The following is an 11935-nucleotide window of genomic DNA, read 5'->3' on the forward strand; positions in this document are numbered from 1 at the left end:
CATCCGTGCCCGGGAGCAGCGGCGCTATCCGCTCCCATGCCGCATCCGTCAATTCCCCTCGACCCATCACAAGATCAATTATCAGACACGACCTAGGGCCTGTCCGGCGGATCAGGGCCTAGAGGTCGAACTCGTGCGGCGGCAGGCCGAGGGCGAAGCACGCCTCGCGGACCACGGCCTGTTCCGTCTTGTCGAAGTCGCCGTCGGCGCCGCCGATGACGATGCCGATCTGGACGACGGCGCGGGCCTCGGCCGGCTTCTTCTTCGCCTTGGCGATCTCCTGGAGGACGCCGACCTTGCCGAAGTCGAAGTCGGCGGTGAGCTTGTCCAGGTTGGCGTCGAAGCGGCGCTGGAGGTCGAGCGCGTCGAAGTTCTGCAGCACCTCGTTGGTCGCGATGAGCTGGGCGACCCGGCGGCGCTCGGCGGGGTCGATCGTGCCGTCGGCGGCGGCGACGAGGGCGCACATCGCCATGCTCGCGTCCCGGAACGCGCCGCTCTTCAGGTCGTTCTTCCTCGCCACCAGCTGGGTCTGCATCGTCGATGCGGATTCCTTGATGCGGTCCCACAGGGCCATGAGCACTCCCGACGTCGATCGCTTACTTCTACGTACGTGTAGAACGTAGCGGTGCCGTCGGGAGTTCCCGGGCCGGCGGGACCCGGTCGGCCGTTCATCCGTCCAGGAGCAGGAGCGACACCCACAGGGCCGCCGTCGAGGCGACGAGGGCGGCGGGGACGGTGAGCAGTCCGAGGCGGGTGAACCGCGCCAGGTCGACCGGATGGTCGTGGTGGTGGGCGATGCGGCGCCACAGGAGGGTGGCGAGGGAGCCCGCGTACGTGAGGTTGGGGCCGATGTTCACGCCGATCAGGACGGCGAGCACCGCGCCGGGCCCCGAGGGGGCCGCCAGCGGCACCAGGGCCAGGGTCGCGGGCAGGTTGTTGATGAGGTTGGCGAGGACGGCGGCGAGCGCGGCGGTGCCGAGCAGGGCCGGCAGGGAGGTGCCGTCGGGCAGGAGGTGGGCGAGGACGGTGCCGAGGCCGTTGTCGACGACGGCGCGGACGACGACGCCCAGGGCCAGGACGAAGGCGAGGAACGGCAGCGAGGCCGCGCGGACGAGCGCGCGCGGGGTGGTGCGGCGCCGGGCCAGGGCGCGTACAGCCAGGACGGCGGCGCCCGCCGCGGCCGCCCAGGCCGGGTCCGTCCCGGTGGCCGAGGCGACGGCGAAGCCGGCGAGGGTCGCGGCCACGGTGGCCAGGGCGAAGACCGGGAGCACGACGGGCTCCGGCGGTTCGGCGGCGTCGGCCGGGGCGGCGAGGTCGCGGGCGAAGAAGCGGCGGAAGACCGCGTACTCGACCGCGACGGCGGTGAGCCAGGGGAGCAGCATCAGGAGCGCGAACCGGGTGAAGCCGAGGCCGGTGGCCGTGAAGGCGAGCAGGTTGGTCAGGTTCGAGACGGGCAGGAGCAGCGAGGCCGTGTTCGACAGGTGGGCGCTCGCGTAGACGTGGGGTGCGGGGCGGGCCCCCATCCGGGCGGCCGTCGCGAAGACCACCGGGGTCAGCAGGACGACCGTCGCGTCCAGGCTCAGTACGGCGGTGATCAGCGAGGCGAGGCCGAAGACGGCGCCGAGCAGCCGCCGGGGCCGGCGGCGGGACCAGCGGGCCATCCAGGCGCCGCAGGCCCGGAAGAGGCCCTCGTCGTCGCAGAGTCTGGCGAGGACGAGGACGGCCGCGAGGAAGCCGATCACCGGCCCGAGCCGCTCGGCCTCCTCGCGCACGGCGTCGGGCGTCACCGCCCCCACCGCGAGGACGGCGCCGGCGGCGGGCAGCGCGAAGACCGCCTCGGGCAGACGGAAGGGACGGACGACGGCGCAGAGGAGCACGACGGCCAGGGCGAGCACGGACACGGACGAGACGAGCATGCGTCCGATCATCCGGGGCGACGGGCGGTGGGGCGGCTTCGGGGCCCGGGACCGGAGGTCGGGTGTCGGGTCCGGGGCCCGGATCCTGGGGTCGTCGGGCCCCTGCTCGGATCCCGATGCCCCCGTGATCCCCTGTGATCCCCCGTGATTTCCCCGCCGGGTTCCCGCCCACCCCTTGCCAGTGCAATTTCACATTACTATGGTACTGCTCGCACCGTCGCTGCAACCGACGTCAACTCGACGCACAGCACAGCGAGTTGACTGGGAACCACCCCCACATTCCCCTCCCGACACAGGAGTTCTGGTGTCCCAGCACAGATCCGTGCGCACCTCCCTGCTCTCCGCCGTACTGGCGGCCGGCCTGCTCGTGCCGCTCGGGCAGGGCGTCAGCCGGGCCGCGACCGCGGAAAGCGCGCCGCCCGCCGCCGAGGCCCGCCCGCACCCGTACGACGAGGTCGACCGCCTCGCCGCCGCGCCCCCGGCCACCGCCGCCCCCGCACCCGCCCCGGGCGGCACCGCCGCCGGCCGGACCCCCGGCCCCGCCGAGCCCGCCGGCACCGCGCCGCGCAAGGCCGAACGACGGGCCGCCGCCGCGCCCTGCACCCTCGACGGCGTCACCGGCCTGACCCCCGAGCGGTTCGCCGACTTCCTCGCCGACCCCGCCGTGACCGCCGACGGCTGTCTGCGCGACCTCATATGGACCTGGGACGCCCGGCTCGCCCCGGTCATGTCCGACGCCCACGTCCAGGCCGTCGCCCGGCGCGCCTCCTCGCTCGCCGCGAGCCACGACGGACGCAACTCCACCCACCTGGAGGAGATGTTCACCTACCTCCACGCGGTGGCCTACCACGACTTCTCGCGCGACGAGATCGACACCACCGACGCCCCGACCGTCGACGCCGTGCGCCGCGCCGTCGCCGGCTTCGGCGCGGCCGCCCGCACCTTCGACGTGACCCCGGTCAACGCCGCCACCCTCCGCGAGGCCCTCTACGCGGCCAGCGCGCCCGGTCTGCGCCACCACCAACTGCCCCTGATCCGCAAGGTCCTGGCGACCATGGACGCCGACCACACCGCGACCCGCCTCGACCCGGTCTGGGCGAACGCCGCCCTCGCCGCGCTCTCCGTCAACTACCTCGGCGTCTACCCGGGCAACCGGGACGCCGCCTTCCACGCGGCGGCCGCCGCCGACCCCGCGTACCGCGCCGCCTTCAAGGCCTTCTCCGGCCACGGGCACCTCAAGGGGACCGTCAACGCCTGGGTCGCCCGCGACGCGCTGAGCGAGTACGGCCGCTTCGGTCAGATCGACGGCCTGCGCACCGGCGTCGTCGCCGACCTCGGCGCCCTGCTCGGCCCGGTCGAGACCACCTTCGGCACGGCGAGCGCGCAGTGGGCCTCGCTCGTCTCCTGGCTCAACTTCTACGAGGCCTGCGCCCCCCACAAGGTGTGCAAGGAGGACATCGAGCGCCGGATCTTCCCGTACACGTACACGTACGACAGCGGGGCCATCAAGGTCCGCACCGGCCTCCCGCGCGCGACCGTCGACACGCTCTACTACGCGAGCAAGCGGGTCAAGGCACAGTTCCACCGCGTCCTCGGCGCCCAGGAGCCGCTGGCCGGCGACCCCAACTCCACCCTGAACATCGTCCTGTACGCCTCGCGGGCCGACTACGAGCAGTACCACCCCATCCTGACCGGGATGGACACGAACAACGGCGGCATCTACATCGAGCGCGGCGCCACCTTCTACACCTACGAGCGCCGCGTCCCGCAGGACTCCACGCTCACCCTCGAAGAACTCTTCCGGCACGAGTACACGCACTACCTGAACGGCCGGTACGCCGTGCCCGGCTTCTTCGGCGAGGGCCCCTGGTACCAGAACGACCGCACCACCGCCATGGACGAGGGCACGGCCGAGTTCTTCGCCGGCGCCACGCGTGACGACGGCGTCGCCGTCCGCAAGTCGCTCGTCCGCGGCGTCATCTCCGACACGGCGGGCGGCGGACCGCGCATGACGGTACGTCAGATCCTGAACGCCACCTACGACGGCGACGGCTTCCGCTTCTACGACTACGCCGGCACCTTCTTCGAGTACCTCTGGACCGAGAAGCCGTCCCTGCTGCGCGAGATGTACGGACACCTGCGGGGCGACGACGTGTCCGCGTACGACGCCTGGCGCGCGCGGCTCGGCGCCGACACGGCGCTCCAGCGCGGCTACGACTCCTTCCTCGACGCCCGGATCGCCGAGGTGGACCGCCTGTACGTGCCGGTCACCACGTTCACGCCGAACGACCGGCTGCGGGACTCCAGGGCCTCCGAGGTCGCCGCCTCCTTCGCCGCGGCGACCTCCAACACCCCCGTCTGCGCGGAGACCGGCGCGCCGGGCGGACGCCGCTTCGTCTGCACCGGCCGCGTCACGGCCAACCTCGCGAACGCGGCGAGCGCGGACCAGGTCTTCAAGGACATGTCCGAGACCGTCGACTACTTCCTCCTCGACCGGGCGGGCACGGCCTCGAACAACCTGGCCGACATGGACTGCTCCTTCGGTCCGGTCGACGTCTGGACCGGCGGACGCGCGGGAACCTCCGGCTACAGCTGCGAGGGACCGCTGCGCGGCTGAGCCGCGCGCACCGGGTCCTGGGGCGCCGGGCACCACCCGGCCGGGCGCCCCCGGACCCGTCCTGTTCCTCCGCAAGGGAAGGTGGCACCTTACTCCCGTGTCCAAGAGCCAGAGCCCGGACGCCGTGATCATCGGCGCGGGCGTCGTCGGAGCCGCCTGCGCGTACTTCGCGGGCCGCGCGGGACTCTCCGTCGCGGTCGTCGACCGGGGTCCCGTCGCGGGCGGCACCACCGGCGCCGGCGAGGGCAACCTCCTCGTCTCCGACAAGGAACCCGGACCCGAACTCGACCTCGCCCTGCTCTCCGCGCGCCTCTGGCGCGACCTCGCCGACCTGCTCCCGCCCGACATCGAGTACGAGGCCAAGGGCGGCCTCGTCGTGGCGCCCGACCCGACCGCCCTCAAGGCCCTGCGCGCCTTCGCGGAGGGGCAGCGGACGGCCGGCGTCGAGGCCGCCGAGGTCCCCGGCGACGGGCTGCGCGCCCTGGAACCGCACCTCGCCGACGGCCTCGCGGGCGGCTTCCGCTACCCGCAGGACTCCCAGGTCCAGCCCGCCCGCGCGGCGGCCCGCCTCCTCGCCGCCTCCGGCGCCGCCGTCCACCTCGGCGAGGAGGTCACCGGCATCCTCCGCACCGCCTCCGGAGCGGTGCGCGGGGTCCGCACGACCCGCCGCGAACTGGCCGCCCCCGCCGTCGTCAACGCGGCCGGGACCTGGGGCGGCGCGGTCGCCGCGCTCGCCGGAACGGAGCTTCCGGTACGGCCCCGGCGCGGCTTCGTCCTCGTGACCGAACCCCTCCCCGGGGCCGTACGGCACAAGGTGTACGCCGCCGACTACATCGCGGACGTGGCCAGCGGCTCGGCCGCGCTCCAGTCCTCGGCCGTCGTCGAGGGCACCCCGGCCGGGCCCGTGCTCATCGGCGCCACCCGCGAACGCGTCGGCTTCGACCGCTCCCTGTCCACCGAGGCCCTGCGCCGCCTCGCCGCCCGGGCGACCGCGCTCTTCCCCGTCCTCGCCGACGTGCGGGTACTGCGCGCCTACCACGGCTTCCGCCCCTACCTGCCGGACCACCTGCCGGCGATCGGCCCCGACCCGCGCGTCCCCGGGCTGCTGCACGCCTGCGGCCACGAGGGCGCGGGCATCGGCCTCGCCCCGGCCACGGGGCTCCTGATCGCCGCCGCGCTCACGGGCGGGGCGGGGGAGGGGGCGCAGGGCGTGGACCCGGCGCCCTTCCGGCCCGAACGCTTCGACGACACCTCCGACCACGGACGACGGGAGAACACCCGATGAGACGACGCCGTACCCCGCGTGCCCTGGTCGGCGGCCGGGCCGAGACCGCCTTCACCGTCACCTTCGACGGGCGCCCGGTCCCCGCCCTCGACGGCCAGTCCGTCGCCGCCGTCCTGTGGGGCGCCGGCATCCTGACCTGGCGCACCACCAGGAACGCCGGGGCGCCGCGCGGGGTCTTCTGCGGCATGGGCAGCTGCTTCGACTGCCTCGTCACGGTCAACGGGCGCCCCAGTCTGCGGGCCTGCCTCACCCCGGCCCGCCCCGGCGACGCCGTCACGACACAGGAGGGGACGGGCCGTGCCGACCTCGCCGTCTGAGGCGTCTGAGGCGTCTGAGGCGTCTGAGGCGTCTGAGCCGTTCGAGCCGTCCGAGCCGTCCGAGTGGTTCGACCTCGCCGTCGTCGGCGCCGGGCCCGCCGGGCTCACCGCCGCCGTGGCGGCGGCCCGGCGCGGCCTCCGGGTGGTCCTCGTGGACGCCGGGGACCGGCCCGGCGGCCAGTACCACCGGCACCCCGCGCCCGAGCTGGGCGCGCGGCGGCCCGGGGCGCTCCACCACGACTGGCGGGGGTTCACCCGCCGCAGGGCGGCCCTGGACGGCCTCGTCCGGGCGGGCCGGGCCGTCCACCTGGCCGGACACCACGTCTGGACGGTGGTGCCGGAAGGCACCGGCTGGATGCTGCACGCCGTGGTCGCGGGGGCTGCCGGGGCCGACGAGGGCGCCGCGACCGTCCGGGCCCGGGCGGTGCTCCTGGCCACCGGCTCCCACGAGCGCCAACTGCCCTTCCCGGGCTGGACGCTGCCGGGCGTGGTGGGCGCCGGGGGAGCGCAGGCGATGCTCAAGGGCGGGCTCGTCCTGCCCGGCCGCCGGGTCGTCGTGGCCGGCAGCGGCCCCCTGCTCCTGGCGGTCGCCGACTCCCTCGCGGCGGCCGGCGCCCGCGTCCCCGCCGTCGTCGAGGCCGGTGCGTACCTCGGCTACTCCGGCTTCGTGCCGACGCTCCTCCGCAACCCCGCCAAGCTCGCCGAAGGGGCCCTGCACGGGGGCGCGTTGCTGCGGCACGGCACCAGGCTCCTCGCCCGGCACGCGGTGGTCGAGGCCCACGGCTCCGGGCGCGTCGAGGCGGTGACCGTGGCACGGCTCGATCCCGACTGGCACCCCCTGCCGGGCACCGGCCGCCGGATCCCCTGTGACGCGCTGGCCGTCGGCCACGGCCTCGTACCGCAGCTGGAGCTCGCCACGGCCCTCGGCTGCGCGACCCGTACGAGCGCCGACGGGACGGCCGCCCTCGTCCTCGACACCGAGCAGGCGACCTCGGTCCCCGGCGTCTGGGCCGCAGGGGAGACGGGCGGCATCGGCGGAGCCCGACTCGCCGTCCTCGAAGGGGAGTTGGCGGCGGTGTCCATCGCCCGCACCCTCCTCGGCGTCCGGGCGCCGGAGCCCCGCGAGGCCGCGCTCCGGCGCCGCCGCGACCGGCTGCGCGCCTTCGCGGAGGCGATGGGCGCCGTGCACCGGCCCGGACCCGGATGGACCGGATGGCTGCGGCCCGACACCGAGGTGTGCCGCTGCGAGGAGGTGCCGGTCGCCCGGGTGACGGAGGCCGTCGACACCCTGGGCGCCCGGGACGCCCGTACGGTCAAACTGTTCACCCGCGCCGGCATGGGCTGGTGCCAGGGCCGCACGTGCGGCCCCGCCGTGGCCGCCCTCGCCGGGCACGCCTCCGGGGGAGAGGCGGTTCCGGACCGGCGCCCCCTCGCCTGCCCCGTACCGCTCCGGCACCTGGCAGAACTCCCGGAGCAGGTCCGTATCGAAGACTGATACCCCGTCAGGAGTAAGCGAAGGCAGGCCTCTTGTGGCTCGCTCGCCCTTCAATAAAATGTCACACACCACACAAGGGAGTTCTTTCATGGTCAACGCGCAAGCACCCGTGCACCGTGACCGCCCCTGGCGCGGGATCATGGTCGCCACCGCCCTCCCCCTGCGCGACGACGGCTCCGTCGACCACGACGCCTACGCGCGCCACGTGGCCCGGCTGATCGCCGAGGGCTGCGACGGAGTCGTCCCGAACGGCTCCCTCGGCGAGTACCAGACGCTCACCGACGACGAGCGCGCCCGGGTCGTACGGACCGCCGTCGAGGCGGCCGGGGACGGGGCGCGCGTCATGCCGGGCGTCTCCGCGTACGGCGCGGCCGAGGCCCGCCGCTGGGCCGAACAGGCCGCCGAGGCCGGCGCGGGGTCCGTCCTGCTCCTGCCGCCCAACGCCTACCGGGCCGACGAGGCCGCCGTGCGCGACCACTTCGCCGCCGTCGCCGCCGTCGGCCTGCCCGTCGTCGCCTACAACAACCCCCTCGACACCAAGGTCGACCTCACCCCCGCCCTCCTCGCCCGACTCCACGCCGACGGCAGTGTCGTCGCCGTCAAGGAGTTCAGCGGGGACGTCCGCCGCGCCTACGAGATCGCCGAACTCGCACCCGATCTGGATCTGTTGGTCGGTGCCGACGACGTCCTCCTCGAACTCGCCCTCGCGGGCGCGGTCGGCTGGGTCGCCGGCTACCCCAACGCCCTTCCGCGCGCCTGCGCCGCCCTCTACCGGGCCGCCGTCACCGGCGACCTCGCCACCGCCCTCCCGCTCTACCGCTCCCTCCACCCGCTCTTCCGCTGGGACTCGAAGACCGAGTTCGTCCAGGCGATCAAGCTCTCCATGGACCTCGCCGGACACCGCGGCGGCGTCTGCCGGCCGCCCCGGCTCCCGCTCGCGCCCGAACAGGAGGCCGCCGTGCGGGCCGCCACGGAGAAGGTCCTGGCGGAGGGCCACGCGTAACCCCGCCCGCGGCCCCATCCGTAACCCCGCCCGCGAGAAAGCCCGTTCGCCCGCCGGCCCGTCCGTCCGTCCGCCTGCCCGTCCGCACGACACCGACAGAAGGGGACCCATGCGCACCCGCCACGTCTACCACGCGGTGGACTCCCACACCGAAGGCATGCCCACCCGGGTGATCACCGGCGGCCTCGGGACGATCCCGGGCGCCACGATGGCCGAGCGGCGGCTCCACTTCGCCGAGCACCTCGACCACGTCCGCACCCTCCTCATGTACGAGCCGCGCGGCCACGCGGCGATGAGCGGCGCGGTCCTCCAGCCGCCCACCCGCCCCGACGCCGACTACGGCGTCCTCTACATCGAGGTGTCCGGACTCCTCCCGATGTGCGGCCACGGCACCATCGGGGTCGCCACCGTCCTCGTCGAGACGGGCATGGTGCCGGCCGTCGAACCGGTCACCACCGTCCGCCTCGACACCCCGGCGGGGCTCGTGAGCGTCGACGTACGGGTGGAGGACGGCGCCGCGAAGGCGGTCACGCTCACCAACGTGCCCTCCTACTGCGTCGGCCTCGACCTCGAGGCGGACGTGCCCGGGTACGGCACGGTCACCTACGACCTCGCCTACGGCGGCAACTTCTACGCCTTCGTCGACCTCGAGACCCTGGGGCTGCCCTTCGACCGCGACCGCAAGGACGACCTCCTCGCCGCCGGGCTCGCCGTCATGGCCGCGATCGACGCGGGACCCGACCGGCCCGTCCACCCGGAGGACCCCGCCATCGCCGGGGTCAAGCACGTCTACCTGGCCGCGCCCGGCTCCGACGCGACCCGTTCGCGCCACGCCATGGCCATCCACCCCGGCTGGTTCGACCGCTCCCCGTGCGGCACCGGCACCAGCGCCCGCATGGCCCAACTGCACGCCCGGGGGCTGCTCGCCCCGGGCGCCGCCTTCGTCAACGAGTCCTTCATCGGCACCGAGTTCACCGGCCGGATCGTCGGCGAGACCACCGTGGGCGGACGGCCCGCCGTCGTCCCCACCGTCACCGGACGGGCCTGGATCACCGGCACGGCCCAGTACTTCCTCGACCCCGACGACCCGTTCCCGGCCGGATTCCTGCTCTGACCCGGGCGGAGAGGATTGAAGGTGGGCGGCCCGGGCGGCGAAACGTGACATTGTACGATGCCCCTCCGTGACTTCTCGGAGGACGCACGATGGGTGACCTGAAGCAGTACGGCCTCGTCAGGGCGCAGGAACGGCTCCGCGACCAGGTCGGGCACGCCCTCCGCGCGGCCCTGATAGCGGGGGAGTTGCGCCCCGGCCAGGTCTACTCGGCCCCCGGCCTCGCGAGCGACCTCGGCGTCTCCGCGACCCCGGTCCGCGAGGCCATGCTCGACCTGGCCCGGGAGGGCCTGGTCGAGCCCGTCCGCAACAAGGGCTTCCGCATCACCGAGGTCAGCGAGCGCGACCTCGACCAGTACACCGAACTGCGCACCCTCATCGAGGTCCCCACCGTCGGCCGGGTCACGAGGACGGCCGCGCGGGAACGCCTGGAGGAACTCCGCCCGGTCGCCGAGGAGATCGTCGCCCGTGCCCGCGAACACGACCTCATCGGCTACCTGGAGGCGGACCGCCGCTTCCACCTCGCCCTGCTCGCCCTCTCCGGCAACGAGCGCCTCGTCGAGACCGTCGGGGACCTGCGCAAGCGCTCCCGCCTCTACGGCCTGACGGGCCTGGACGAGGCCGGACTGCTCGTCTCCTCCGCCGAGGAGCACGTCGAACTCCTCGACCTCATGATCGCCGGGAACGCGCGCGGGGCCGAGGCCTGCATGCGCCGCCACCTCGGCCACGTCCGCTCCCTGTGGGCCGAGGGCCGGGACGGACCGGCGGACAGCCGCTGAGCCCCGTCCGGCGGGACCACCGGAGTCACGGGCGCCCCTCCTCGCCGGCCGGCGAGGAGGCCGGCGGGACGATCCGCGAGGTGGCCGGCGGGACGGTACGGGGCGGACTCCCGGCGTCGGTACGGGGCGGGGCGCCGGGACCCGGAGGTTCGCCGACCGCTCGGGCGCCCATGCGCACGGCGTGCATCCCGCCGTCCGCGTGCACGATCTCCCCGGTGACGGCCGCCGCCAGGTCCGAGAGCAGGAACAGGACGGGCCCGACGAGCCGGGCCGGATCGGCGCGGTCCCAGCCGAGCGGGGCCTCCTGCTCCCAGCGGTCCGCGATCCGGTCGAAGGTGCCGACGGCCCGCCCGGCCACGGTCTCCACCGGCCCGGCCGCCACCAGGTTGACGCGGATGCCGGAGTGCCCGAGGTAGAGGGCGAGATAACGGCAGACCGAACCGAGCGCGGCCTTGCCGACCCCCATCCAGTCGTACCCCGGCCACGCCCCCGACGCGTCGAAGTCGAGCCCGACGACACTGCCCCGGACCGGGCCGCCGCCCCCGCCCTCCCGCAGCAGCGGGGCGAGCGCGGTGGTCAGGGAGTGCAGCGAGAACGCCGCCGTGCGCAGGGCGAGCGTCGCGTCCTCGACGGAGGCCGTGAGGAAGTTGCCGCCGAGGGCGGACCTGGGCGCGGCGGCGATCGCGTGCAGGACGCCGTCCACCGCGCCCCAGCGGCGCTCCAGCTCCTTCGTGAGCCGGTCCAGGTCCCCGGTGCGCGTCACGTCGAGTTCGAGGACGTCGGCCGGGTACGGAAGGCCCGAGGCCGCCGCCTCCGTGATCCGCCGGGTGCGTCCGAAACCCGTCAGGAGCACCTCCGCGCCCGCCTCCTGGAGCGCGCGGGCGGTGTGCCAGGCGATCGAGTCGTCGTTGAGGACCCCGGTCACCAGATAGCGGCGCCCCGCGAGGCCGAGCGGGTCGGGGGCGTGGTGGGAGTCGCGGGACGCGCGCATCGGGACCGTCCTCTAACCGTCGGCGCCCGGGAGTTCGCCCTCGGCGCCGGCGGGCATTCCCCGGACGGCGATCTTCCGGTACTTCTCGGGCGCGGCGGGGAATTCCCCGGGAGCGCCGACGAGGCCGACCTCGTCGGCGGAAAGGGAAGATGTCATGGTGATCCACTCGCCTCGCTCGTTCGACTTCGGCCGGGAGACCGCGGACATCGCGGACATCGCGGTGGTGGGGCGGGGAAGGGTATCCGCGAAGCGGTCTCCCATCAACGGGCCCCCGGACCGGAATGGCCGATTTCCCGAAGGCGTCCGCCCCGCACGGGCCGTTCGATCAAGGGCGGACCGCGGTGCGCCGGGCAGCGCCGGACAAGATCGACGGGATCACCCTTTCCGACGGCGATCAGCGGGAAAGGAAAAGGGAGGGGAA

Annotated in this window: 11 protein-coding genes; 7 read left to right on the plus strand and 4 right to left on the minus strand. The window is 74.6% G+C overall.

Features of this window, described 5'->3' with window-relative positions; genetic code table 11:
• Nucleotides 1-118: 118 nt before the first annotated feature.
• Together ACFY7E_RS27780 and ACFY7E_RS27785 are read right to left on the minus strand one after the other, a co-directional pair.
• Nucleotides 119-574 carry a tellurite resistance TerB family protein gene (locus tag ACFY7E_RS27780; RefSeq protein WP_383435800.1) on the minus strand — a complete coding sequence of 152 codons (456 nt, stop codon included), beginning with the start codon at nt 572-574 and terminating at the stop codon, nt 119-121.
• A gap of 94 nt (nt 575-668) precedes the next feature.
• A complete protein-coding gene (locus tag ACFY7E_RS27785; RefSeq protein ID WP_389489493.1) occupies nt 669-1916 on the minus strand; it encodes an SLC13 family permease in 1248 nt (415 codons plus the stop codon).
• A gap of 304 nt (nt 1917-2220) precedes the next feature.
• On the opposite strand from ACFY7E_RS27785, the gene ACFY7E_RS27790 reads away from it, so the two are divergent.
• The 7 genes from ACFY7E_RS27790 to ACFY7E_RS27820 all read left to right on the plus strand — a co-directional run bounded on the left by ACFY7E_RS27790 (nt 2221) and on the right by ACFY7E_RS27820 (nt 10523).
• Nucleotides 2221-4533, plus strand: a complete 2313-nt coding sequence (locus tag ACFY7E_RS27790) for a collagenase (RefSeq protein ID WP_389489495.1) — start codon at nt 2221-2223, stop codon at nt 4531-4533.
• 97 nt (nt 4534-4630) lie between these two features.
• Entirely contained in the window at nt 4631-5818 is a 1188-nt protein-coding gene (locus tag ACFY7E_RS27795; protein WP_389489497.1) for an NAD(P)/FAD-dependent oxidoreductase, read from the plus strand.
• Nucleotides 5815-6135 (plus strand): (2Fe-2S)-binding protein, encoded by a 321-nt coding sequence (locus tag ACFY7E_RS27800; RefSeq protein ID WP_389489499.1) that lies wholly within the window; start codon nt 5815-5817, stop codon nt 6133-6135. The genes ACFY7E_RS27795 and ACFY7E_RS27800 overlap by 4 nt, the downstream gene beginning before the upstream one ends.
• Nucleotides 6116-7630 carry an FAD-dependent oxidoreductase gene (locus ACFY7E_RS27805; RefSeq protein WP_389489501.1) on the plus strand — a complete coding sequence of 505 codons (1515 nt, stop codon included), beginning with the start codon at nt 6116-6118 and terminating at the stop codon, nt 7628-7630. Before ACFY7E_RS27800 ends, ACFY7E_RS27805 begins: the two co-directional genes overlap by 20 nt.
• An 88-nt stretch (nt 7631-7718) precedes the next feature.
• Complete coding sequence (locus tag ACFY7E_RS27810; protein ID WP_389489503.1) at nt 7719-8633, plus strand: dihydrodipicolinate synthase family protein; 915 nt, start codon at nt 7719-7721, stop codon at nt 8631-8633.
• A gap of 109 nt (nt 8634-8742) precedes the next feature.
• On the plus strand, nt 8743-9747 hold the full coding sequence (locus ACFY7E_RS27815) for a proline racemase family protein (RefSeq protein ID WP_389489505.1): 1005 nt from the start codon (nt 8743-8745) through the stop codon (nt 9745-9747).
• Between the two features lie 89 nt (nt 9748-9836).
• A complete protein-coding gene (locus ACFY7E_RS27820; protein WP_389489507.1) occupies nt 9837-10523 on the plus strand; it encodes a GntR family transcriptional regulator in 687 nt (228 codons plus the stop codon).
• Between the two features lie 25 nt (nt 10524-10548).
• Here the strand turns inward: ACFY7E_RS27820 and fabI are convergent, their stop codons facing one another.
• Nucleotides 10549-11514, minus strand: a complete 966-nt coding sequence (fabI, locus tag ACFY7E_RS27825) for an enoyl-ACP reductase FabI (RefSeq protein ID WP_389489509.1) — start codon at nt 11512-11514, stop codon at nt 10549-10551.
• A gap of 12 nt (nt 11515-11526) precedes the next feature.
• Nucleotides 11527-11670, minus strand: coding sequence for a hypothetical protein (locus tag ACFY7E_RS27830; protein WP_389489511.1), 144 nt, complete (start codon nt 11668-11670; stop codon nt 11527-11529).
• Nucleotides 11671-11935 lie beyond the last annotated feature (265 nt).

Source organism: Streptomyces sp. NPDC012825, assembly GCF_042900925.1.
Taxonomy (GTDB): Bacteria; Actinomycetota; Actinomycetes; order Streptomycetales; family Streptomycetaceae; genus Streptomyces.

Bases quoted from the DNA above. Each gene is read 5' to 3' on its own strand.
- ACFY7E_RS27780 (WP_383435800.1), bottom strand. From the start codon at position 574: ATGGCCCTGTGGGACCGCATCAAGGAATCCGCATCGACGATGCAGACC.
- ACFY7E_RS27785 (WP_389489493.1), bottom strand. From the start codon at position 1,916: ATGCTCGTCTCGTCCGTGTCCGTGCTCGCCCTGGCCGTCGTGCTCCTC.
- ACFY7E_RS27800 (WP_389489499.1), top strand. From the start codon at position 5,815: ATGAGACGACGCCGTACCCCGCGTGCCCTGGTCGGCGGCCGGGCCGAG.
- ACFY7E_RS27810 (WP_389489503.1), top strand. From the start codon at position 7,719: ATGGTCAACGCGCAAGCACCCGTGCACCGTGACCGCCCCTGGCGCGGG.
- ACFY7E_RS27815 (WP_389489505.1), top strand. From the start codon at position 8,743: ATGCGCACCCGCCACGTCTACCACGCGGTGGACTCCCACACCGAAGGC.
- ACFY7E_RS27820 (WP_389489507.1), top strand. From the start codon at position 9,837: ATGGGTGACCTGAAGCAGTACGGCCTCGTCAGGGCGCAGGAACGGCTC.
- fabI (WP_389489509.1), bottom strand. From the start codon at position 11,514: ATGCGCGCGTCCCGCGACTCCCACCACGCCCCCGACCCGCTCGGCCTC.
- ACFY7E_RS27830 (WP_389489511.1), bottom strand. From the start codon at position 11,670: ATGACATCTTCCCTTTCCGCCGACGAGGTCGGCCTCGTCGGCGCTCCC.